Origin of the sequence: Bradyrhizobium sp. GCM10028915 (assembly GCF_042666195.1) — a bacterium.
Lineage (GTDB): Bacteria > Pseudomonadota > Alphaproteobacteria > Rhizobiales > Xanthobacteraceae > Bradyrhizobium > Bradyrhizobium canariense_D.
This window is the reverse complement of the sequence record NZ_JBHTFN010000063.1, coordinates 16,963-40,210: the sequence shown is the minus strand read 5'-3', so window position 1 is coordinate 40,210 and position 23,248 is coordinate 16,963. Positions and strand designations below refer to the sequence as shown.

The following is a 23,248-nucleotide window of genomic DNA, read 5'->3' as shown; positions in this document are numbered from 1 at the left end:
CAGCTCAAGCTGTCCACCGGCGTCAACGCCGACCTGTCGATCACCGGCACCGGCAATGCGCTGAACTCGCTCGGCTTCGCCGGCAACACCGGCACCGCGACCGCTTTCACCGCGGCCCGCACCTCCGGCGTCGGCGGCATCAGCGGCAAGACCTTGACCTTCTCCTCCTTCAACGGCGGCACGGCGGTCAATGTCACCTTCGGCGACGGCACCAACGGCAGCGTCAAGACGCTCGACCAGCTCAACACCAAGCTGCAGGCCAACAACCTGACTGCGACGATCGACGCCAACGGCCTGCTGACGGTGTCGACCACCAACGACTACGCGTCCTCGACGCTTGGTTCGGCGGCGGCGGGCGGTGCGATCGGCGGCACGCTGACCTCGTCGCTGACGTTCTCGACCGCTTCCAGCCCCGTCCAGGACTCGGTTGCGCAGACGTCCCGTGCCAACCTGGTGTCCCAGTACAACAACATCCTGCAGCAGATCGACTCGACTGCGCAGGACTCCTCGTTCAACGGTGTCAACCTCTTGAACGGTGATCAGCTCAAGCTGGTGTTCGACGAAACCGCCAAGTCGAGCCTCAGCATCACCGGCGTGACGTACAACTCCAAGGGTCTGGGCCTCGCTGCGCTGACCAGTGGCGTCGACTTCATCGACAACGCTGCGACCAACAAGGTGCTGACCAACCTGAACTCCGCGTCGAGCACGCTGCGTTCGGAAGCGTCGGCGCTCGGTTCGAACCTGACCATCGTGCAGGTTCGTCAGGACTTCAACAAGAACCTGATCAACGTGCTGCAGACGGGTTCGTCCAACCTGACCCTGGCCGATACCAACGTCGAAGCGGCGAACAGCCAGGCGCTGTCGACCCGCCAGTCGATCGCGGTCTCCGCGCTGTCGCTGGCCAACCAGTCGCAGCAGAGCGTGCTGCAGCTGCTCCGCTAACAAGCGGACGACATCGCAAGCAAAAAGACATCGTTAAGCAAGACATTGCGGCGGGGCTTCGGCTCCGCCGCTTTCTTTTTGCGTTTGTCCTGCGTCCGCAGCGTCGTGTCGTGCTCCGAAAAGTAACCAGCGGTTATGGTTAATGGAGCGTAAGCACGGAAAATCGCCAATAGATTCAGTCGGATTTCAGGCCGTGCCAACGCCTTCGGTCGGTTTATGGTGAACCGGCACTTACGCAGGCGAGGCTCGTTTCACCCTTTGTTAGCCATGTCGCGGCACGCTGTCCCCGTCACTCGATCCGAAGCGATCGAACGAAGACGCGTAAACCAGAAGGGTAAGAGTCATGTCCGGTATTGTTCTTTCTGCGTCGGTTCGCCAGAACCTGCTGTCTCTCCAGTCCACCGCCGATCTCCTCGCCACCACACAGAACCGTCTGTCGACCGGCAAGAGTGTCAACTCGGCTCTGGACAATCCCACCAACTTCTTCACCGCCCAGTCGCTCGACAATCGCGCCAGCGACATCAACAACCTGCTCGACGGCATTGCCAACGGCGTGCAGGTTCTGCAGGCCGCCAACACCGGCCTCACCTCATTGCAGAAGCTGATCGATTCCGCGAAGTCGATCGCCAATCAGGCGCTCCAGACCACGGTCGGTTATTCCACCAAGTCCAACGTCTCCACCACCATCGCGGGTGCGACTGCCGCCGACCTGCGTGGCACCACCAGTTTTGCCAGCGCGATCGCTTCCAGCAACGTGCTCTATGACGGCACTGCGGGCGGCACGCACGCGGCGACTTCGGCGATCACTCTGGGCGCGACCCAGGGCGTTAACACCGGTGCGACTGCAACGGCTGGTGACGGCACGACGGCTCTCTCCGCGGGCATTACCCTGATCGCGAGCGGTGCGGCGACGGCGACCGGCCTGGTCGGCAACGCTCAGCCGGCTGACGGCGACACGCTCACCGTCAACGGCAAGACCATCACCTTCCGTTTGGGGGCTGCTCCTGCCGCCGCTGCTGTTCCCAGCGGCTCGGGCTTCAGCGGCAACATCGTCACCGACGGCAGCGGCAACTCGACAGTCTATCTCGGCACCAGCGGTACCCCGGCTGCGACCGTGGGCGACCTCGCCACCGCGATCGATCTCGCCAGCGGCGTCAAGGTTGCGACCATCAGCGCCGGTGCGGCCACCATCAGCACGAGCGCTGGTGCGACGCCATCGGACGTCGGCACCACGACGGCCAGCAAGGTCACGCTGCGCAGCTCGACGGGTGCCGACCTCAGCGTCACCGGCAAGGCTGATCTGCTCAAGGCTCTCGGTCTCAGCACCGCCTCGGGCGGAGGCAATGCATCCTTGAGCGTGACCCGTACCACCAGCGCGGCCTCGCTCGGTCAGCTGATCCAGGACGGCTCGGCGCTGAACGTCGATGGTCACACCATCACCTTCAAGAACGCCCCGGTTCCGGGATCCGCCGGTGCACCGGCGATTCCGACCGGCTCCGGCAAGAGCGGCAACGTCATCACCGACGGCAACGGCAATTCGATCGTCTATCTGCAGGCCGGCACGGTCGCCGACGTGCTGAACGCGATCGATCTTGCCACCGGCGTGCAGACCGCAAGCATTGCCGCCAATGGCACCGCGACGTTGTCGACCGCAACCGGCCAGTCCGCGTCCTCGATCAACACCTCCGGTCAGCTGAGGATCGCGACGGGTATCAACGCCGACCTCTCGATCACCGGTTCGGGCAATGTGCTCAACGCGCTAGGTCTCGCCGGCAACACCGGTTCGGCCAACGCTTTCCAGGCGGCCCGCACGTCCGGCATCGGCGGCATCGCCGGCAAGACCCTGACTTTCGGCTCCTTCAACGGCGGCACGGCAGTCAAGGTCACCTTCGGTGACGGCACCAACGGTACGGTGAAGACGCTCGACCAGCTCAATACGCAGCTGCAGGCCAACAACCTGGCCGCGACGATCGACGCCAACGGTCAGCTCACCATCACCGCTTCCAACGACTACGCGTCGTCGACTCTCGGCTCGACCACTGCGGGCGGTGCGATCGGTGGTACGCTGACCTCGGCGCTGACCTTCTCGACGGCGTCCACGCCGATCCAGGATGCAGTGGCACAGACGGCCCGTGCGAACCTGGTGTCTCAGTACAACAACATCCTGAACCAGATCGACACCACCTCGCAGGACTCCTCGTTCAACGGTGTCAACCTGCTGAACGGCGATCAGCTCAAGCTGGTGTTCGACGAAACCGCCAAGTCCAGCCTCAACATCACCGGCGTGACCTACAATTCCAAGGGTCTCGGCCTCGCCTCCTTGACCGTCGGCGTCGACTTCATCGACAACGCCGCAGCCAACAAGGTGCTGACCAACCTGAACGCTGCGTCGAGCACGCTGCGCTCGGAAGCCTCCGCGCTCGGTTCGAACCTCTCGGTGGTGCAGGTTCGTCAGGACTTCAACAAGAACCTGATCAACGTGCTGCAGACCGGTTCGTCCAACCTGACCCTGGCCGACACCAACGTGGAGGCCGCCAACAGCCAGGCGCTGTCGACCCGCCAGTCGATCGCGGTTTCGGCGCTGTCGCTGGCCAACACCTCGCAGCAGAGCGTGCTTCAGCTGCTCCGCTAAATAACTGAAGTTACAAGAAGATTTAGAGCGGCGGGGCTTCGGCCCCGCCGCTTTCTTTTTGGCGTGAAGCCGTGTGATACCGGGGGAGGGGGCGCTAACCCCGCATTAACCGTATCCCTTAAACCGGCGTTAACCATACTTTAAAGGACAGGCTCTAAGACTGGACAAAAGCCCGCTTCCAGACCCGCGTGGCCGATTCGTATCCGGTTCAAGAGGAAGACCTGCCAATGTCCAACATCGTTCTCTCGGCGTCCGTTCGCCAGAACCTGTTGTCGCTGCAGTCGACGGCCGACTTGCTGGCCACGACGCAGGAGCGGCTGTCGACCGGCAAGAAGGTCAACACCGCGCTCGACAATCCCACCAACTTCTTCACGGCGCAGGGGCTGGATAACCGGGCGAGCGACATCAGCAACCTGCTCGATGGCATCAACAACGGTGTCCAGGTGCTCCAGGCCGCCAACACCGGCATCACCTCACTGCAGAAGCTGATCGACTCTGCGAAGTCAATCGCCAACCAGGCGCTGCAGACCACGGTCGGCTACTCAACCAAATCGAACGTCTCCACCACGATTCCCGGTGCGACGCCCGCCGATCTCCGCGGCACGACCTCCTATGCCAGCGCGACCGCCAACAGCAACGTGCTTTATACCGGCGCACCTGGCGGCGTGACGCCGGTAACGTCGGGCGCCTCGCTCGGTGCGTCGCTCGGATCGACCGCCGGCACACTGACCGGCGCGGTTACCAAGGCAGCCGACAACGCCACGAACCTCGCCGGCACCAACACGCTGATCGGGGCGACCGCCGCGACCACGTTCGGATCGTCGCCGGCAGACGGCGACTCGATCACCGTGAACGGTAAGACGGTCACGTTCCGCACCGGTGCTGCACCTTCGGCGCAGCCGACCGGCTGGGGCCTCGACCCGAGCGGCCATATCGCCACGGACGGCACTGGCAATTCGATCATCTACATGGGAACGACTGGCGCTCCCACGGCTACGGTCAATGACCTCCTCAGCGCGGTGGACCTTGCCAGCGGGGTCAAGACAGCGACGATCAGCGCAGGCGCCGCCACGATCGCGACGAGCGGCGCGACAGTCGGTACGGCCCAGACGCCGTCGTCCATTACCGCGGGCGCGGTTACGCTGAAGAGCTCGACCGGTTCCGATTTGAGCGTGACTGGCAAGGCCGACTTCCTGAAGGCGCTCGGACTGACCTCGGCGACCGGCGCAGGCAATGCCAGCGTGAGCGCCAACCGCCAGACGACTGCGGGTTCGCTCGGCAGTCTCGTCAAGGATGGCTCGACGCTGAACATCGACGGCCACACCATTACCTTCAAGAACGCCGAGACGCCGCAATCGGCCACGAGCGTGACCTCCGGCGGCGTCAGCGGCAACATCGTCACCGACGGCAACGGCAACTCGACCATCTATCTCCAGAGCGCGACGCTGACTGACCTGCTCAATTCGATCGACCTTGCTACCGGCGTGAAGACCGCCAGCATCTTCCTGGGTGCCGCGACGCTCTCGACCACCGCAGGCCAGATCCCGTCGTCGGTGAATACCAGCGGCCAGCTGGCGCTCTCGACCGGCATCAACGCCGACCTCTCGATCACCGGCACCGGCAATGCGCTCGCCGCATTCGGCCTCAGCGGCAACACCGGAACGGCGACCGCCTTCAGCGCGGCGCGCACCTCCGGCGTTGGCGGCGTCAGCGGCAAGACGCTCACCTTCAGCTCGTTCAACGGCGGCACGCCGGTGAACGTCACCTTCGGTGACGGCACCAACGGCACGGTCAAGACGCTCGACCAGCTCAACGTGCAGCTTCAGGCCAACCATCTGACGGCGACGATCGACGCCAATGGCGTGCTAACCGTCACCACCGTCAACGAATACGCCTCTTCGACACTCGGTTCGACGGCCGCGGGCGGCGCGGTCGGCGGTACGCTCACCGGTGTGCTCGCCTTCACCACCGCACAGCCCCCGATCCAGGATCCCGTCGCACAGACGGCGCGCTCCGGTCTGGTCAGCCAGTTCAACAACATCCTGGCGCAGATCGACACGACCTCGCAGGACTCCTCCTTCAACGGCGTCAACCTGCTGAACGGCGACACGCTGAAGCTGGTCTTCAACGAGACCGGCAGCTCGACGCTCGGCATCAATGGCGTGGTGTTCAACGCAGCGGGGCTCGGCCTCAGCAATCTCGTCCCCGGCACGGACTTCATCGACAACGGCGCAACCAACAAGGTGCTGACGAGCCTGAACGCGGCCTCGAGCACGCTGCGCTCGGAAGGTTCCGCGCTCGGCTCAAACCTCTCGATCGTGCAGGTGCGCCAGGACTTCTCGAAGAACCTGATCAACGTGCTGCAGACCGGCTCATCCAACCTGACGCTCGCCGACACCAACGAGGAAGCGGCGAACAGCCAGGCGCTGTCGACCCGCCAGTCGATCGCGGTGTCCGCGCTGTCGCTGGCCAACCAGTCGCAACAGAGCGTGCTGCAGCTGCTCCGCTAATCTCGGAGCGCAAGATACTGAATCGGAATATCGCGGCGGGGCTCATGCTCCGCCGTTTTTATTGAGATCGGTAAGGCAGGATTAGCCGAGATTGATGCGCATCATGGAAGCGTGTTTACAGCATGCATCCGCGCATCTAGCTTCACGACGAAGGACTCCGGGCCCGTATTTATCCGGAGCCCTTCCAAGCACTCACGTAAGCAAATCTTAAGCGGTGCTGCCTAGGGTCGGGAAAGAAATCCTTAAGCGCGTTCAACGGGCTAGGTAACCTCCAGGGTGTGATTGATGTCGAATTCCGCTGCCTCGGCCTACGCGCGTGTTGCAACGACCACCGCATCTCCTCGCGACATCGAAGCGCAGACCCTGCTCAAGGCCGCGAACAAGCTTCAGGATGCGATCAACAGCGCCGAGCCGTTCAGCGAGCAGACCACGCAGGCCCTGATGTTCAATCGCAAGCTCTGGACGATTTTCCTGAGCGAGGCCATGCGCGAGAACAATCCGCAGCCGATCGACGTCCGGCAGAAGATCGCCAACATCAGCGTGTTCGTGCTGAGCCAGACCGCCGCACTGCAGATGAGCCCGCAGTTCGATCATTTCCGTCCGCTGATCGAGATCAACCGCAATATCGCCGCTGGTCTGTCCGGCCGTCCGTGATCGAGCACGGCTCGTTCCTTCGGCAACACCAAATTATGCTGACGAATACCGGCAAGACGCAGATCAAGAACGTCGCCACCGGTCCCGGGACCGGTGCGAGCGATCTCGATGTTGCCGTTGCGACGCTCGACGCCTGATTGTTAGGCGCTGCGGTCCGTGCTGGCTGGACGCGAGGGCTCGGATTTCAAATCCTGCGCATGGAAATAGGCCCGCCGGCGCAGCATTGCTTCGTCGGGGAACTGGTTGACCACCGCGTCGGTCCTGTCGTTGACGACCTGGAAGACGAACGACGCCGCCGCCTGGTCGAACACGACCTGGCGTGAGACGTTCTCGTTGCTTCGCAAATCATTGCGTGCAGGCGCGCTCGCCTCGCCAGCGGCCACTGTCTGGCTCACCGGCAGATCGGTTTGCACGGCCTCGTTCGCCGCCGTATTCGACGTCGTTACGATCTGCACGGCAACCGGTATCCCCACCGGTCTGATGCTGAAATCTGTACTCATGGCAGCCTCCTGGTTGCCTCACGTGAGTCAAATCCCAACCCCTCTCAATACGCAACCATGGAACACCGGGATTGAACATCCGGTAAGGAAACGTGCCTAACCGCTCGACGATGTTGCCGCGCGGTTTTTCGTAAAATTGTCGCTTGTTGTTGCGCGCGCTCAGAGCGAGCGGCTGACCGCGAGCGGCGTGATGTGGCGCGGGCCCGGCGTGGCGCGTCGTCCCGCGGCCGTGTAGGTGTTCGGCACGTTGCGCTTCTGGATCTCGGTGTTGACGCCGCGCACGACGCTCTCCGAGACGGCGTGAGCGGTTGCGAGCACGGTGAGGTTGACCTGGAGCATCGCGCGGAATGCATCGTGGTGCCGATGCAGCGTCGAGAGCAGCTCGGGCGCGGATTTGGCGAGCTGGGCCTGGTTCGCCTTCAACTGGGTGACGGCGCCGACATAGTTACGCGACAGCTCCTGCTTCTTGCTCTCGAGGGTCATCGCCTCGCGGACTTGGCCGGCGCGCACGAGCTCGGTCTCGCGCTCGATCAGACCGAGCAGGGCACTCATCGCATCCATCAACTGCTCGGCGATCTTGCGCGCCTCGGCGCTGCCGGGTGCGGTGTTCGGGCGCTGCGCTTGCACGGGCTGACGCGAGGCGTTGAAATGGTTCATCTCGTTTGACCTTATGCCGTGCGGATCGTTTTTGCCTGCTGCATGATCAGGGTGCGATAGACGTCGGTTGCGATGCCGACGCCGCCGGCGTTGGCGAAGTTCTTGGAATATTGCTCGGTCAGCATCGAGCGCCACACGCCGGTGCCAGGCGTGTCGCCGAACGGGCCTTCGCCCTTCAGGCCCGAGGTCATCTGCGAGAACATGCTGTTGAGGAACATCGCCTCGAAGTCGGTGGCGATCTTCTGCGCCTTGGCCTGCTGCTTCGGCGAGACCTTTTGCAGTGCCGCGGCGAGATCGAAGTCCGGCCGGCCATTGCGGCTCTCTACCGAAAAGGCGGAGCTGGCGACGCGTGCGGTGTTGACCATGCCGGTCTGCATCACATCACCTCGATGTCGGCTTCGATCGCACCGGCGGCCTTGATCGCCTGCAGGATGCTGATGAGATCGCGCGGGCCGATGCCGAGACCGTTAAGGCCGTCGACGAGCTGCTGAAGCGAGACGCCGTCCTTGACGACGGCGAACTTCTTGCCGTCCTCGGTGACGCTGACGCTGCTGCGTGGTGCGACCACGGTCCGCCCCCGCGACAGCGGGTTGGGCTGGCTGACCTGCGGGCTCTCGGAGATCGTGACGGTGAGGTTGCCCTGTGCGACCGCAACGGTGGCGACGCGGACGTCGCGACCCATCACGATGATGCCGCTGCGTTCGTCGATGATGATCTTGGCGGCGAGATCCGGATCGACCTGGAGCTGCTCGATCTCGGTGAGAAAGGCGACGACGTTACCCTTGAACTCCGGCGGGATCGCAAGCTGCACGGTCGATGGGTCGATCGGCTCGGCGGTCTTGACGCCGAGATAGTCGTTGATCGCGGCGGCGATCCGCTTGGCCGTGGTGAAGTCGGCATTGCGTAGCGCAAGCCGGACGTTCGGCAGGCGATTGAGCGCAAATTCGATCTCGCGCTCGATGATGGCACCGTTGACAATGCGTCCGACGGTCGGCACGCCACGCACGATTTTCGCCGCCTCGCCTTCGGCCTGGAAGCCTGAGATCGCGAGCGAGCCCTGTGCGACCGAATAGACGTTGCCGTCGGCGCCGAGGAGCGGGGTGACGAGCAGGGTGCCGCCCTGGAGATTCTTGGCGTCGCCGAGCGCGGAGACGGTGACGTCCATGCGCGTGCCCTGGGTGGCGAAGGCCGGCAGATTGCCTGTCACCATCACGGCGGCGACGTTGCCGGTGCGGATGGTGGCGCCGCGGATGTTGACGCCCATGCGCTCGAGCATCGCTTGCAGCGACTGCTTGGTGAAGGGGATGTTGTTCAGGGTGTCGCCGGTGCCGTTGAGACCGACGACGAGCCCGTAGCCGATGAGCTGGTTCTGCCGCACGCCTTCGATGTTGGCGAGATCCTTGATGCGCGATGTCGCGCTCGCAGAATTGACCGAGAGCGCCAGCGCTGACAGCGCGGCGCAGGCCACCCCCACAAGTCTCACCCAACGAACGCTTGGCATCCTCTGCTCCCCGAGGCTCCTCAAATCAAAGGACCATCACGACACTCCCATGACGAGCTGGTCCGACGCTGTCCTTGCGAGCACTGTGCCAACTCGGGGCAGCGGGGGTAGGTCGCTGAATAGGTTGAATAAATCTGTTTCGAGCGACCTCAGCCTGCGTTGTCCCTGAGGAGCGAAACTGCCGCCTGTCGGCAGATTTTGCCGGGCTGTTTACGGGCCGTTAACCATAAAACGGCGAATGTGGCGCATCGATCACCCGGATTGCTTCCGATGCGCATCTACGGACCGAACGGCACCACGCTTGGAACGCCGGCCAGCCAGGCCAGGCGGACGAGCTCAGGCACCTTCGTGCTACCCGACACCTCGTCGGCGCCGGAGACGCGAGGCGCCGCCGCACCGAAGGCGGCCGCCAACATCGACGGGCTGCTCGCGCTGCAAGGCATCGAGGAGGATCCCGTCGAGCGTCGCAAGCGCTCGGTCGTGCGCGGAAAGACCGCGCTCGACGTGCTCGACGATCTCAAGATGGGGCTCCTCTCCGGCAAGCTCGACGCCTCGACCGTGATGCGGCTGCGTGACGCTGCGGCGAACCTGAAATCGTCCTCCGGCGATTCCGGCCTGGATTCGGTGCTGTCCGAGATCGAGCTGCGCGTCGAGGTCGAGCTCGCCAAGGCCGGGCAGGCGTAGCGGCTTACGCCGCTTCATCCTTCAACTGCGCGTCATAGCGGCGCTGGGCGGCGAGCACGTCTTTCAGATTCTGTTCGGCCCAATCGCGCAGCGGATCGACGGCGGCGGCGAGCGTCACGCCGAGCTGCGTGATCGAATATTCCACGGTCACCGGCACGGTTGCGATGGCGTGACGCTTGATCAATCCGTCGCGCTCGAGCGACTTGAGAACCTGGCTCAGCATCTTCTGCGAAATGCCTTCGATCGTGCGGCGCAATTGATTGAAGCGCATCGGATCCTCGCGCAGCAGCAGCAGGATCAGCACCGCCCATTTGTCACCGACGCGGTCGAGGATCTGTCGCGTGGGGCAGTTCGCTGCATAGACGTCTGGCTTCATCGTCGGGTCCTCACGATCCATTCCGCTGATTTGCCGGCCGCCGCCGGTTACTCCCGTGTAATCAGGTAAGCACAAAGTGCTCTCTTAACACCAGCGCTCTTTGCGATATTTAGTCACCGTTGGTTACTACAGAAGCAAAGGAGCCTTCCATGAAAATCGCAGTTGCCGGCGCCTCGGGCCGGGCCGGGTCGGAGATCACCAAGGAACTGTCCCGCCGCGGCCACGCGGTTACGGCCATCGCCCGCAACCCGGAGAAGATCGCGGTCCTGCCGAACGTCACGCCGACCAAGGGGGATGTGCTCGACCAGCCAGCCCTTGCCAAGCTGTGGGCCGGGCACGACGTGGCCGTGAGTTCCGTGCACTTCCTGGCCAGCGACGCGCTCAAGCTGATCGGCGCGGCCAAGGACTCCAAGGTCGGCCGTTACCTCGTCGTCGGCGGGGCCGGCAGTCTGGAGGTAGCTCCGGGCGTCAAGCTGGTGACAACTCCCGGTTTTCCGGCTCAGTACAAGACTGAGGCGGAGGCGGGTTCAGCCTTTCTCGACCTGCTGCGGCAGGAAAAGGAGCTGAACTGGACCTTCATCTCGCCGTCGGCCCTGTTCATCGAGGGAGAGCGCACCGGCAAATTCCGGCTTGGGACGGATCAGCTTCTCGCAGATGCGAACGGGAAGAGCTGGATCACCTTCGCGGATTACGCCATCGCGCTAGCCGACGAGATCGAGCGGCCGGCCCATGAGAGGCAGCGTTTCACAGTCGGCTACTAGGCCGTCGGCTGCTCCCGGGCCCTCTAGGATAAACCTTCCTGTGCAAGGGCTTGGGGGCGCCGGTCGGGCGATCAGGGAAACATTGTCTGTCACAGGAGGTCGCTATATAACGCCCCGCTCAGCGGACCCCGTTCCGTGTACGAGTCGTTGCTTAGACAGATAGGCCACCCTTGGAAAAGTTGAAAAACTACCGACCGACCGAAAAAGAGCCTTTCATGAACGACAGGCAGAAGGAGTACTTCCGCTTGAAGCTCCTCGCCTGGAAGGATGAGATCCTCAAAGAGTCCAAGCTCACCCTGCAAGCCCTGCAGGAGGAGAACGTGAACCACCCCGATCTCGCCGATCGGGCATCGTCCGAAACCGACCGCGCCATCGAACTCCGTGCCCGCGACCGCCAGCGCAAGTTGATCGCCAAGATCGACGCCGCGCTCCAGCGTATCGAGGACAACACCTACGGCTATTGCGAGGACACCGGCGAGCCGATCTCGTTGAAGCGGCTCGAGGCCCGTCCCATCGCGACGCTTTCGGTGGAGGCGCAGGAGCGCCACGAGAAACGCGAAAAGGTCTATCGCGACGAATAGAGTCCGAGCCGCAGCGATGCGGCTCTTTGTTTTTTGTATGCCGCCACCGAAAGAACGAGTCGGAGGCGCAATAAGAACGAGTCGGTTGGTGCCATGGCACATCTACAACCGACAGTCGGCGTGCGGGCAGAAAAACGTTCTCACTCGCGCTCGCTTCGGCGCGCGCAAAAGAACGTTTTGCTAAGAATGAATTACGTCGCGCGCGCGAGCAGGGAAATCGATGGGACCGTCAACAGCTGCGGGACGTCGATCTTCAGTACCAGTTGCCCTGGAATTCGACCCCTCTCAGTTCCTTAATCAACGGGACCAATCCTTCGGTTGGCACCCGTCCATCTGTCAGATGGTCCAATAGCTCCTGAACTTGAAGAACACGCGGCATGCCCGCTTCGTCGTAGAGCGGCTCGTCGATCAGCCACGCGAATTCGACGAATGGCGATAAGACCCGCCACTCGATCGATTTGGCCCAAGAAACATCGGAGTTTGTGCCCTTGGGCTCTTTCGCGATCCTGTCTGCAAGCGACCTCGCCTGGTCGACCTTCTCAAGGATGAACTTCTTTCTCTTGTCGAAGACGCTCGGTTTGCCACCACTCCAGAGGCCTATGGTCTTCTGGGCTTCTTCGCTCAAAGATATGAACTCGACGGCTTTGCGCACCTCTTCGATAGCAAATGACTTTTCGTGTCCGAGTTGCTTTGCGAACCAAACCGCTTCGCTTGCGAATTCGTCCAGGTCGAAGCTGACCATCGTGTAACCGCGGAACATCAGGTTCGAGAAGTTACTCATCGTCCTGTTGTGACGTTGCGCCCAAGTCGAGTTGTGCATTGTGATGCCGACGTAGGTTCCAAAGAACGCCGCAGCCCAAATTACGAACAGCACCGCGTCGAAATTGATGCCGTATTTCAACCTGAACGGCTCGCCCATAAATGCATTTTCCTTACGGAACTGCGCCAGGGAAAACGTGCCGATCTCGAAGTTGGTGGCGCCGTATCCGCGCCCGATGCGACCCACGATGCTGTTCCAAGCGGGATACTCCTCCGTCTTCGGATTCGGTTTCAACTGAGCGAGCTTGATCGTGTCGCCACGTTCCGCTTTGGTCTCGCCGGCATTTTCTTCATCGAACCGTGCGCCTCGGCGAGCATGGGACGTAGACGCCGATGGAGGTGAAACCAGAAACCGGGAGAGTGACTTCGAACGAGCGCTGCGATCTCTGCCTCGACCTTATCCAGATACGCACGGAAGATGACCCACGCCGGATCGCCTGCACCTTCGCCCAGTGCGATGAGTTGAGGTACCAACTCGCGCTGCCGCAGTTCGCGAGGAACGTCGACGAGTCGCCGACGAATTTCCGCATGATGTTTGAACATCAAATACGGAAAGGTCTGCGAGTAGTAGAACTGCGTTACGATGGCCGAACGTTCACAAGAGCTGACGACGATGGTCGCTGCCGCTTCCGAGGAAGCCTCGACGAACGTTCAGTCCGTCGCCTCCGCAACCGAGGAACTGTCCTCGTCCGTCAATGAGATCAGCCGTCAGGTGCAGGAATCGGCGCGGATGGCCGGCGAGGCGGTCGGCCAGGCACGCACGACGAACGGCCGTGTCGGCGAGTTGTCCAAGGCGGCGGCCCGAATTGGCGACGTGGTCGAGCTCATCAATACCATCGCCGCGCAGACCAACCTTTTGGCGCTCAATGCCACCATCGAAGCCTCGCGCCGGGGACGCTGGCCGTAGATTCGCGGTGGTGGCTTCCGAAGTAAACGCTCTCGCCGAGCAGACCTCCAAGGCCACCGGAGAAATCGGTCAGCAGATATCCGGCATTCAGGCCGCGACCCATGAATCGGTGAACGCGATCAAGGAAATCTCAGGCACGATCGAGCGCCTTTCCGAAATATCCTCCACCACCGTAGCCGCAGTCGAAGAGCAGGGCGCAGCGACCCAGGAAATCTCCCGCAACGTGCAGCAGGCGGCGCAAGGTACCCATCAGGTCTCATCCAACATTGTTGACGTCCAGCGTGGCGCGAGCGAGACCGGATCGGCTTCCGCGTAAGTGTTGTCGGCCGCACAGTCGTTATCGACGGACAGCAATCGCCTCAAGCTCGAGGTCGGTAAGTTCCTGGATGGCGTGCGGGCGGGCTGACCTTCGACGTTTGGGCCGCTCGCTCACCGGGGCAGGCGCGGGTCAAGGCTGCGTGAATTCGCCCATTTACGCGATCTTCGTCTCTCCCGCTTAAGTTCTGGAGAGGGTAGGAACCAACCTCGATGGGCTTATTCGGGCGAATTCGTGCGGCTTTCGCGTTGGGAGATATAACCGATCCGCTCGGTCGTTCGCTGGTCGTGGAGCAATTCCGCATTCTGCGAAAGCAGGTTCCGGTGCTGTACGCCGTGCTGCTGGTCGACAGTATCAGTGTAGCGCTAGTCCTCCCAGTGGCTGTCTCCGGAAGACCTGAGCACCCCGTGAAGGAACGCGCGGAGAAGTGCCGCGCGGAGCCCCGCAAGGCAACTACTTTCCGCTGAGCGACAGGCTCATGCGAGTGACGATGTTGTCCCAGGCGTGCTCTTCCTCCGCGGGATAGTGGATCAACACGCAATGGATCAGCCGCCCCGAGAAGTTGCAGCGGTTGTACCAAACCTTGTCGCCCCTGTAGCTGGAGACCGCAAAGAACCGTGGTGTCACTCGCTTGTACTGGATGCGTGAAGGCGGATGCTTTTTCGCGAGAAAGGCCGCGGGTGAATCGTTCTCGACGTTAAGCGCGGCCTGGATCGTGATGTCGGCACGTCCGTCGGCGGTTCGGAACCGTTGCCCGTAGCCGTCGGGTCGGCCAGCTTCTTCCGTGAAGATCGAAGATGGGAAATCCATCGAGGTGCCGGTCTGGGGAATCGTGTACTTGGTCCATCGCACCGGCTGCGCCGAGACCGTCGCAGTCGAGACGACAAGTGCCAATGCGAGAGTGCTCACCGATTTCATCGCACTTTCCTCCGACTATCACGGAGCAAAAAGCCGGAACGTCAATTACGTTCCAGACGCCTGTTGCTATGGATGGGAAGCGCGCGAGCTAGTCGTCTTCCTCGAGGGGACCATTGGGATCGAACCTGGTCAGCTCGGTCTCGACCGCCGCGAGAAGCCGGCAATAGCTCCTCCGGTTCTTTGGCCGCGTGGTGTCAGGCAGCGCGCAGCGGGGACGTTGGACGAGGGAGCCGGCCGACCTCCTCGGCCTGGCACCTTCGACATCTGAACTGGATTTCGCGTTGCGCGGAGGCGGATTTTTGGATGTTCGCCGCCATAGGCCATGCGCCGCATTGGGGACATTTCTCCAGCAGGGTCTCAGATTCTATCATCGCACCGCTCCTAACCGCGCCCACAGCTCGCCAACGCTTGGAGACAACCCGCGTTCCGGACGAGTCCTAGACGGGCGAACGGAACGAAACAGCGCAACCGCGTTGAATCGGCATGTGTGCCGTGGCGTTGCGTCAGTCTCGTTCGGGAGTATCGCGTGTCCACGGCGCCATCAAAGTTGCTATCCCTGGTTACATCGAGCCATGTGATCCCACGCTGCGCGAGCAGCCGCCGCGCGGCGAAGACTGGGTCTACGAGATCAAGGCCGACGGCTACCGCGCGCAGCTGCATCTCAAAGATGACGACGCCAGGGTCTATTCGCGTACGGGCCTGGACTGGACTGAACAGTTCTCCTCGATCGCAGCCGGCGCCCACCTGCTCAACGCAAACAGCTTGGTCATCGACGGCGAGGCCGTGGTGTACGGCAGTGGCGGCCTGCCGGATTTCCAGCAGCTCAGGCGAGAGCTCGGCCCGAAGCAAAGCGAGCGCGTGCGCTATCACGCCTTCGATCTGTTGTACCTTGACGGGTACGACCTGCGCGGCGTCGTGTACGAGGAACGCAAGCGCCTGCTGCAGCGGCTTCTGAAGGACGCACCGGAGACATTCATCTATGTCGAAGCGCTTGCGGGCGAGGGCAACGTAATCTTCGAAAAAGGGTGCGAGCTGGGGCTGGAAGGCCTGATCGGCAAGCGGCTCGGCGAGCCCTATCGCTCGGGGCGGCAGGAGAGCTGGATCAAGCTCAAGTGCAAGAAGAGCGAGACCTTTCCGATTGTCGCGTTCGTGGAGAAGCTAGGGGCGCGCCCCCGGAAAGTGGCGTCTCTCTACGTCGGCCGGCGCGAGAGCGGCAAACTGCTCTACGCCGGCAAGGTGCGTACCGGCTACACCGAGGCGACTGCGCGCGAATTACGCGAGCGGCTTGATCCGCTCATCCGCAAGTCTTCTCCGCTCGATGTCGCGGTCAAAAAGCCCAAGGCGACCTGGGTCGAGCCGACACTCGAAATCGAGGTCCAGTATGGCGCGCTGACCGATGATGGCCTGCTTCGCGAAGCCGTGTTCAAGGGCTTTCGTGACGATCTCGCGGCGCGCAAGGTCAAGGCGCCGCGGCTGGTGCCCTTCGTGGCCAGACCGCCGAAGCTGGGCGTCCCCCGAGAGAACATCCTGCAGCTTCTGCCCGATGCCGTTGCTCCATCGAAAGAAGAACTCGCCGACTACTGGAGCCGGGTCTGGAAGAAGGCGCTGCCGCACCTCGGGCATCGTCCGCTCAAGCTGGTGCGTCACGTGCACGGCACGACCTTCTATCACAAGGGGCCGCTGCCGAAGGACATTCCGGCCGCCGTGCACCAGCTCCGGATTCAGAAGCGCGAGGGTGGCGAGGGAACGCGCCTGTGGGTCGACAGCCTGGATGGCTTCCTTGGCCTCGTCGAGATCGGGGCCATCGAGCTGCACCCCTGGACTGCGACCATCGAGGACTTCGAGCATGCCGACCGCATCGTGATCGATCTCGATCCCGGCGAGGGCGTCGACTGGGATGCCGTCGTAGAGACCGCGCTCGATCTGCGCATGCTGATGAAGCGCGAGGGTTTCGAGACCTGGCCCAAGCTCACCGGCGGCAAAGGAATTCATCTCATGGCGCCACTGGATCAGCCGATGCTGCACGATAAGGCGCATCGGGTCGCGCATCAGCTGGTCTCCGCCCTCGCAGCGCGCTATCCAGACCGCTACCTCCTGTCTGCGCAGGCAAAGCGTCGCGATCGCATCTTCCTCGATTATCTGAGGAATGGTCGCGGCACGACCGCGATCGGCACCTATTCCCCGCGAGCCCGAGAGGGATTTCCCATCGCTGCGCCCGTGACCTGGAAGCGCATCGAGAGCGGGATCGCGCCGAACGCCTTCACCATGGACAGTCCATTCCGCGCCAGGTCGACGAGGTGAGCCACATGTCGGATGCATTTGATCGATGGGTGGAATGGTGCTCAAAGTCGCCGGGCGACAGGCGCGGCACTCCTGCCGAACTCTACGCCGCGGTGATGTCCCTGCCTGAGGCCGATCATTCCGACCGACAGAGGGTGAACGAGGCCGTGCGCCACCATGACGAGGCTCGCCGCGAGGGCAGAACCGTATGGCTCTACCTCGACGACTACAAGGACGGCAAAACGCGCGCGATAGGCGAGCCCGGATGGATAAAGGTGTTTGCGTCTGCCGATACGGCCGACAGGTGGTTCAAGGAAAACGACCCTGAAGGCGTTGCCTGGGAATACGAAGTGGACGGCGGTCCAGCCGAAGGATCGGTCTGGCTCTACTCGCCGGACCCGGGCTCCCGAGACGTCGGGGACGTCGATTGGGTCAGGCTCTTTGCTTCCAAAGAGAGCGCGAAGAAATGGGTTGAGGCCAACGAGCCGAATCGCGACATTTGGGAGTACCCTGTTCAGGAGTGACGCGGATGAGTGCGTTCGTTGACAGCTCGGTCTGGTTTGCCGCCGCCGCCAAGCGGGACGCTCAGAATGGGCGTGCCAAATCGATCCTCCGGAGCATCGACCAGCACCTTACCACCGACCTGGTGCTGGCCGAGACTTGGCAACTGCTCAAGGCTCAATTCGGAAAGGACGTGGCGGACCCCGCCGCGGTCGCAAGCGACCATTCCAGATACTGAGCGAAGGCCACAGCGAAGTCTTCACTGCGCTCCGAGGGGCGCTTCTCGAGCGGCGGCCCGTGCACGTGAGCAATGCCGGCCAGCGCCAGACGGTCTGCCCCTACATACTAGGCCACGCCGCCGGGGAGGAGCGCGCACTCGCGCTTCGATGCCGGTTCGGGCATCAAGCGTCCTCTCCAACCAGCTGGATCTGCCTACGGCTCTCGTTGGTTGACCAGGTCCGCTTCGCCGATGTGCCCTGGATAGAGCAAGACTACCCCGGACCGGTACAACGATGCGTCGATCAGGTGCACCTGGACGCGAGCCTGGTAGCTCGTCGCATGAGCCTCCGCTAGATGCCGTAATGGGCCCTGCTCCGAGGAAGGGGTCATGATGGTGGCTGTCCCCCGATAGATGATGAAACGGGGTCACGACTTGAGTCGGCCCCAAGCATCTAGAGACGGAGGACAGCCGTGGAGAACTATGCCGGAATCGACGTGTCATTGGAACTGTCGAGCGTGTGCGTTGTGGATGCCCAGGGTAAGATCCTGAGAGAGGCGAAGGTCGCAAGCGAACCCGACGCCTTAGTTGAGTTTTTTGAGACGCTCGGCTTTGCAGTGGAGCGGATCGGGCTGGAGGCTGGGCCGCTATCCCAATGGCTGCATGCGGGGCTGAGAAAAGCAGGATTCGAAACGGTTCTGCTGGAAACACGGCACGTAAAGGCCGCATTATCGGCGATGACGGTAAAGACTGATCGCAAGGATGCCCGCGGGATAGCCCAGTTGATCCGGATGGGCTGGTTCCAGCCGGTGGACGCAAAGTCGGTCGGTGCGCAGGAGATCCGGGCACTCCTGATCGCGCGCAAACAGCTTCTCGGGCGACTTATCGATGTGGAATTAAGTATCCGAGGGATTTTGCGTGGCTTCGGGCTGAAGGTTGGCCCGGTGACGCGGAGGAATTTCGAAGCGCGGATCCGAGAGTTGGTTACTGGTCAGGCGACATTAGAGCGCATTGCCGGTGCGATGCTTTCGGCGCGATCTGCCTTGAAGGCAGAGTACGGAAGGCTGCACAAGGCTGTGCTGGCAACTGTGCGTGACGATGCGGTCTGTCGCCGGCTTATGACCGTGCCGGGCGTTGGTCCCTTGGTGGCCATCACCTACAAATCGGCGATTGATGACCCTCATCGCATCGCGAAATCGAAGGCGGCAGGTGCGCTGTTCGGGCTCACGCCAAAGAAGTACCAATCGGGAGAAAAGGACGTCACGGGCGGAATCACGCTGGCCGGTGACGAGATGGTGCGCACGGTAGCCTATCACCCAGGCACTCACATCGACACCTTTGAAAGCCAAGCCAGGCGACAACAGTACACCGAGAACACAGACGAGAAAAACCACGTAAAGCCAGAAACACGAGCGATTGCTGCGTTCTCGTTTTTGTAATTGTTTTCATAGCCACTTCCTTAAATGCGCCAGAATCAAAACCGTAGACGCCCTTTGTTGCCGCAAGGCTTCGGGCGAGCAGGAAAAGTGTTTCGCCGTGGTCGGATACGTTTCATCGGACTGTGAGGGGTAAGCCAGTTGGCGGAACCCAAATGCTCTGTGAAATAGCCCGCACCGGAGTCAATTCGCATCGGCTTAGATGCGGGAGTTGTGGGTGCCAACTGAAGAATACTTTTTGCGACAAGCCGAAGTCACAGCGCATGTGCAGAGCTTGGGGGTTTGTCCGGGTCGGACGCCGCTGATGGGCCGTAACGCCATGCTTCAAATGATCCTTATAATGGCTATTCTTGGCGTCGCGGTGACCGGATTCTTTGTGGTGTTGTTCGAAAGCATTGCTCGGTCGGAACGCCAGCGCCGCCGCTACTGAGCTGAGACTCAGCTTCCGTCCACCCCCGAACAATTTGAATGCCGTTTGACCGCCACCAGTCTTCCGATTGGCCGGGGTAAGGCAATTATTTCTAATTGTTGAACAAGTTGAAGCTTGGACTTGCGGAACGCGACTCATCACCGCCAAAGGCCATAACTGGCGCTTCTTGCGGCCGATGATTGCGACGCTCAGCAAGTCGTCTGGCCTTACGCTCTGCCACGCGTTTCCGCCGCTTGTCCTCATCAGCCTTTTTGCTGTTGGACTTTTCAGCTTTGTCGGGAGCTACTTGCGCTTCCTTCACGGGAGCCGTTGCTTGCGGGCTGGGCGGTCCGGGCTGCTCAGCTTGCTGAGGTATCAGTTTCGGCTCTGCGGCTTGCGCAGAAGACGGAAGGATCACGCGAATAGGTGCTGGCACCTCTTCTTTTGCGCGGCTGTGAACACCGGTTGGTTCCTTCAAAGCCGAGTTCGCCATGAAGAGGCCACTGCCGAACCCCGCGCCAAGGACTAGGAATGTGGTTCCAACTCCGGCGAAGAAAATACTTCCGTTTGATGCCATGGCGCTCGCTCCAATGCATCGAACGAACGCGCAAATTGAGTCAGCGTTCCGGCGCGGGAAAAAGAAGCAACGTACTAAACGAGCCTGAATCTATCCAGCGGTGCTTCGTGGATGTGCTCTCCATCAGCGTACGTCAACTTGTTCTGCTATTGCGAGGGCGTCGTCGACGTCGATGCCTAGATATTGAACGGTGCTCTCGATCTTGGTATGCCCCAGAAGGAGCTGTACGGCTCACAGATTGCCGGTTCGGCGATGGATCAAGGTCGCCTTGGTCCGGCGAACAGGTGGGGGTCCAGTCCGATATCAGCGATCCAGTGAGATAGAAGTCGGGCATACTGGCGGGTCGTCATGTGCCCACTCGGCCGCCGGCCAGTGAACAAGTATTCTCCTGACTGCTTGCCAGTAAGCCGCACGTAGTCGTCGATTGCCTGCCGGGTCGATTCCGTCAGTTCAAATTTGACGGGCAGGCCGGTCTTCTTTCGTCGGACGGTCGCGCGGTTGGCGGCATATCCGCCCGGCGCAAGGTCATCGACTTTCAACGGGACGACGTCGCAGCCGCGCAGCTTGCTATCGATGGCGACGTTGAACAGCGCCAGATCGCGCATTCGGCCTTCGACCTGCAGCTTGGTTCGGATTGACAGACGTGCTTCGGACGGAGCGGCGGCTTTGCGCCGACGATCTTCCCCTTGTTCGAAGGAACGTGCTTCGGGAGGGATGGTCCTTGGGATATTGGTCATGTTGACCTCCTCAGCTAGTGAGGCTGGTCATTTTCAGCCCGGAGCCCTTCCAATGCCGCGTCCGCTTCTAGACGAACTCGGACGTTAGCTATTTCGGTGACCGCGTGTCCGCATAAAAGCGCAGCGGCGCCGTCGCTGCGTAGGTGGTCGCCCCCTTTGCAAATGGGAGATCAGGCCATCGGCCAGAGCTACTGCGAAGGGCACGCGGCTGAGCAATCCAGATCACCCCACCAGAAAGTCAAGGCCTGCTCTGCGATGGCCCGGCCCCGCCGCGCGAGACCCCGACCCTGCTACACATTTCAAGGAACCGAGCGTTTGGAGTTCCGTTAAGGTCGCACTGAAAGCGAGAGAGTGATTTTGCAGCGCTGGCCGACAAAGCTATGGATCGTCCGTCACGGAGAGAGCGCAGGTAATGTCGCCCGTGACGCAGCGCATGCCGCGGGCGAGGCCTGGATCAAAATCGAAGCCCGCGACGTCGACGTACCTCTAAGCGAACTCGGCGAACGGCAGGCCGACGCTTTAAGCCACTGGTTCGCATCCTTACCGCCGGAGGGGCGGCCCAACGTCATCCTCAGTTCGCCCTACCTTCGGGCTAAAAGCACCGCCGATGCGATCCGAGGCGGGGGAGGGATCGCGCCAGATTTCGTGCATCTCGTCATAGATGAACGGTTGCGGGAAAAGGAGTTCGGAATCCTAGACAGATTGACACGGCTCGGCATCGAACAGCGCCACCCCGACCTGGCGGAAGCGCGCGCACGGGTCGGAAAGTTCTACTTCAGACCTCCGGCCGGCGAAAGCTGGTGCGACGTCATCCTGAGGCTCAGGAGCGTCCTCGACAGCATCAGCCTGCACTACAGCGGAAAGCGCGTGCTGATCGTGGCCCATCAAGTCGTTGTCCTCTGCATGCGGTACCTGTTGGAAAATCTGGACGAAGCTCGAATATTGACGATCGATTCCGAGGGGGACGTCGCGAACTGCGCCGTGACGGAATACGACCTGGCGATGACCGAAAGTCCGCAGGGGCTGGTCCTGCAGAGATATAATTTTGTTGCGCCCTTGGAGCGCGAGGGCGCCCCGGTCACGACCGCGCCGGATGAGAACGTGGCCGCCCGATGAGCGAAGTGAAGATCGACGCCGCCTATCTTTCGGCGAATCCGCTCCCAGACCACGATGGAAGCGGGGACAAGCATTCCCGTGGGCGGGTTCTGATCATCGCGGGAAGCGTCGAAGTGCCAGGTGCCGCGCTCTTGGCGGGGCTAGGCGCTCTCCGGTCCGGAGCAGGAGTTCTTCAGATAGCGACCTGCAAATCGAATGCCTCCCATCTTGGGATGGCCATGCCCGAAGCGATGATTATCGGCTGCCGCGAGACCTGCAGTGGCGAGATCGACCCGTCGAATTCGGTCCGCTTGGTCGATCTCGCAAAGGAAGCCGATGCGGTCCTGATGGGTCCCGGCCTCATCGACGAGGCACCCATCGCGGAATTGCGAGCCGAACTGACCGGTCGTGCCACCAGGCCGGCTTTCGTGCTCGATGCATCCGCCTTCACGTCACTCAGGACTTCGCACGGAGTTGCCGCGCCGACCGGACGGAGCACCATCGTAACTCCCCATTCGGGAGAGATGGCGACGTTTCTGCGGATGGACAAGAAGGAAATCGAGGCCGATCCGGTCGCTGCGGCGCTGTCCGCGGCGCTCATGCTCGATGCCGTCGTCGCCATGAAGGGAGGGCGCACACACGTCGTTTCGCCCCAAGGAGAAGAACTCTGCTTCGAGCAAGGTCCTATTGCTCTCGGCACGTCCGGATCGGGAGACGTTTTGGCTGGAATCGTCGCAGGCTTGGCTGCCCGCGGCGCCCCTCCCTTAGTGGCAATGGCGTGGGCCGTCTTTCTTCACGGCGAAGCCGGACGTAGGTGGGTGGAACGTAACGGACAACTGGGACTACTCGCACGGGAGATCCCGGCTGATATTCCACGGCTAATGCAATCTGTCGGCGGGCTTTCCGTTCAGAGGCCGGGGGGCGGCGATCTATAAGCGAGTAAAGCTCTAGACAGCCTCCTGAGATTTGGTGATGGCTCCCGGCTCTTGCCCCGGCGCTGCCGTCGCGCTTCAGGAGACCGCGATTTCCCTAGATCATTACTACGTATGCCGAACACGTTCAGCTATTTCGGACGGCGTAATTGGAGGCCGCTGATCTCGAACTTCGTGCTGCGCGGGCTCCAATTGGTACCTAGCGGTCCCGCGAGTTAGCTCGGGAGCTTGCCCGGGAGCCATCTATCTCTCTTCTGACAAAACCCGGCGAAGTGTCCCACTAAGAGCTTTGTCGGCTTTATCTGT

At 61.9% G+C, this 23,248-nt stretch carries 21 protein-coding genes and 3 pseudogenes; 15 read left to right on the top strand and 9 right to left on the bottom strand.

From position 1 onward, the window contains the following. The 4 genes from ACFQX9_RS29780 to flaF form a co-directional block, all read left to right on the top strand. A partial coding sequence (locus ACFQX9_RS29780; protein ID WP_377791300.1) for a flagellin occupies positions 1-942 on the top strand: 942 nt, incomplete at its 5' end. 343 nt (positions 943-1,285) lie between these two features. Beyond that, a complete protein-coding gene (locus ACFQX9_RS29775; protein WP_085358973.1) occupies positions 1,286-3,574 on the top strand; it encodes a DUF1522 domain-containing protein in 2,289 nt (762 codons plus the stop codon). A gap of 227 nt (positions 3,575-3,801) precedes the next feature. Then, complete coding sequence (locus tag ACFQX9_RS29770; RefSeq protein ID WP_377791299.1) at positions 3,802-6,084, top strand: DUF1522 domain-containing protein; 2,283 nt, start codon at positions 3,802-3,804, stop codon at positions 6,082-6,084. Positions 6,085-6,369: 285 nt separating this feature from the next. Further along, positions 6,370-6,738 (top strand): flagellar biosynthesis regulator FlaF, encoded by a 369-nt coding sequence (gene flaF / locus ACFQX9_RS29765; RefSeq protein ID WP_007612319.1) that lies wholly within the window; start codon positions 6,370-6,372, stop codon positions 6,736-6,738. A gap of 140 nt (positions 6,739-6,878) precedes the next feature. On the opposite strand, the gene ACFQX9_RS29760 is transcribed toward flaF, so the two are convergent. The 4 genes from ACFQX9_RS29760 to ACFQX9_RS29745 form a co-directional block, all read right to left on the bottom strand. Beyond that, positions 6,879-7,238: a hypothetical protein gene (locus ACFQX9_RS29760; protein WP_085396024.1), complete on the bottom strand. Its 360-nt coding sequence runs from the start codon at positions 7,236-7,238 to the stop codon at positions 6,879-6,881. Between the two features lie 159 nt (positions 7,239-7,397). Next, positions 7,398-7,895 carry a hypothetical protein gene (locus ACFQX9_RS29755; protein WP_377791298.1) on the bottom strand — a complete coding sequence of 166 codons (498 nt, stop codon included), beginning with the start codon at positions 7,893-7,895 and terminating at the stop codon, positions 7,398-7,400. 11 nt (positions 7,896-7,906) lie between these two features. Next, a complete protein-coding gene (gene flgJ / locus ACFQX9_RS29750) occupies positions 7,907-8,272 on the bottom strand; it encodes a flagellar assembly peptidoglycan hydrolase FlgJ (RefSeq protein WP_063995718.1) in 366 nt (121 codons plus the stop codon). Then, positions 8,272-9,396, bottom strand: coding sequence for a flagellar basal body P-ring protein FlgI (locus tag ACFQX9_RS29745; protein ID WP_026233176.1), 1,125 nt, complete (start codon positions 9,394-9,396; stop codon positions 8,272-8,274). Before ACFQX9_RS29745 ends, flgJ begins: the two co-directional genes overlap by 1 nt. A 270-nt stretch (positions 9,397-9,666) precedes the next feature. Between ACFQX9_RS29745 and ACFQX9_RS29740 the strand changes: the two genes are divergently transcribed. Next, a complete protein-coding gene (locus tag ACFQX9_RS29740) occupies positions 9,667-10,080 on the top strand; it encodes a flagellar assembly protein FliX (protein ID WP_085349418.1) in 414 nt (137 codons plus the stop codon). 4 nt (positions 10,081-10,084) lie between these two features. Here the strand turns inward: ACFQX9_RS29740 and ACFQX9_RS29735 are convergent, their stop codons facing one another. Continuing rightward, positions 10,085-10,456, bottom strand: a complete 372-nt coding sequence (locus ACFQX9_RS29735; protein ID WP_026233175.1) for a helix-turn-helix domain-containing protein — start codon at positions 10,454-10,456, stop codon at positions 10,085-10,087. A gap of 149 nt (positions 10,457-10,605) precedes the next feature. On the opposite strand from ACFQX9_RS29735, the gene ACFQX9_RS29730 reads away from it, so the two are divergent. Then, the gene (locus tag ACFQX9_RS29730; protein ID WP_377791297.1) at positions 10,606-11,217 is read left to right on the top strand and encodes an NAD(P)-dependent oxidoreductase; all 612 of its coding nucleotides are present in this window, start codon (positions 10,606-10,608) and stop codon (positions 11,215-11,217) included. 215 nt (positions 11,218-11,432) lie between these two features. Beyond that, positions 11,433-11,798: an RNA polymerase-binding protein DksA gene (gene dksA / locus ACFQX9_RS29725; RefSeq protein WP_008554760.1), complete on the top strand. Its 366-nt coding sequence runs from the start codon at positions 11,433-11,435 to the stop codon at positions 11,796-11,798. A gap of 253 nt (positions 11,799-12,051) precedes the next feature. Here dksA and ACFQX9_RS29720 read toward each other — a convergent pair whose 3' ends face one another. Next, positions 12,052-12,804 carry a hypothetical protein gene (locus ACFQX9_RS29720; protein WP_377791296.1) on the bottom strand — a complete coding sequence of 251 codons (753 nt, stop codon included), beginning with the start codon at positions 12,802-12,804 and terminating at the stop codon, positions 12,052-12,054. A gap of 399 nt (positions 12,805-13,203) precedes the next feature. Here ACFQX9_RS29720 and ACFQX9_RS29715 point away from each other — a divergent pair. Further along, positions 13,204-13,930 (top strand): annotated as a pseudogene (locus ACFQX9_RS29715) (methyl-accepting chemotaxis protein); the annotation flags it as partial. 363 nt (positions 13,931-14,293) lie between these two features. On the opposite strand, the gene ACFQX9_RS29710 reads toward ACFQX9_RS29715, so the two are convergent. Further along, positions 14,294-14,758 (bottom strand): hypothetical protein, encoded by a 465-nt coding sequence (locus ACFQX9_RS29710; RefSeq protein ID WP_377791295.1) that lies wholly within the window; start codon positions 14,756-14,758, stop codon positions 14,294-14,296. Between the two features lie 483 nt (positions 14,759-15,241). On the opposite strand from ACFQX9_RS29710, the gene ligD reads away from it, so the two are divergent. From ligD to ACFQX9_RS29685, 5 genes and pseudogenes are all read left to right on the top strand, one after another. Further along, positions 15,242-17,059, top strand: a complete 1,818-nt coding sequence (gene ligD / locus ACFQX9_RS29705; RefSeq protein WP_377791293.1) for a DNA ligase D — start codon at positions 15,242-15,244, stop codon at positions 17,057-17,059. A 5-nt stretch (positions 17,060-17,064) separates the two neighbouring features. Continuing rightward, on the top strand, positions 17,065-17,562 hold the full coding sequence (locus ACFQX9_RS29700) for a hypothetical protein (RefSeq protein ID WP_377791292.1): 498 nt from the start codon (positions 17,065-17,067) through the stop codon (positions 17,560-17,562). 5 nt (positions 17,563-17,567) lie between these two features. Continuing rightward, complete coding sequence (locus ACFQX9_RS29695; protein ID WP_377791291.1) at positions 17,568-17,777, top strand: hypothetical protein; 210 nt, start codon at positions 17,568-17,570, stop codon at positions 17,775-17,777. Between the two features lie 440 nt (positions 17,778-18,217). Beyond that, positions 18,218-19,195 (top strand): annotated as a pseudogene (locus ACFQX9_RS29690) (IS110 family transposase); the annotation flags it as partial. A gap of 214 nt (positions 19,196-19,409) precedes the next feature. Continuing rightward, positions 19,410-19,622 carry a hypothetical protein gene (locus ACFQX9_RS29685; protein ID WP_377791290.1) on the top strand — a complete coding sequence of 71 codons (213 nt, stop codon included), beginning with the start codon at positions 19,410-19,412 and terminating at the stop codon, positions 19,620-19,622. Positions 19,623-19,713: 91 nt separating this feature from the next. Here ACFQX9_RS29685 and ACFQX9_RS29680 read toward each other — a convergent pair whose 3' ends face one another. Further along, a complete protein-coding gene (locus ACFQX9_RS29680; protein ID WP_377791289.1) occupies positions 19,714-20,178 on the bottom strand; it encodes a hypothetical protein in 465 nt (154 codons plus the stop codon). A 123-nt stretch (positions 20,179-20,301) separates the two neighbouring features. After that, positions 20,302-20,908: pseudogene (locus ACFQX9_RS29675) on the bottom strand (tyrosine-type recombinase/integrase). A 358-nt stretch (positions 20,909-21,266) separates the two neighbouring features. On the opposite strand from ACFQX9_RS29675, the gene ACFQX9_RS29670 reads away from it, so the two are divergent. Further along, positions 21,267-22,031 carry a histidine phosphatase family protein gene (locus ACFQX9_RS29670; protein WP_377791288.1) on the top strand — a complete coding sequence of 255 codons (765 nt, stop codon included), beginning with the start codon at positions 21,267-21,269 and terminating at the stop codon, positions 22,029-22,031. Further along, the gene (locus ACFQX9_RS29665; RefSeq protein WP_377791287.1) at positions 22,028-22,945 is read left to right on the top strand and encodes an NAD(P)H-hydrate dehydratase; all 918 of its coding nucleotides are present in this window, start codon (positions 22,028-22,030) and stop codon (positions 22,943-22,945) included. The genes ACFQX9_RS29670 and ACFQX9_RS29665 overlap by 4 nt, the downstream gene beginning before the upstream one ends. Positions 22,946-23,248 lie beyond the last annotated feature (303 nt).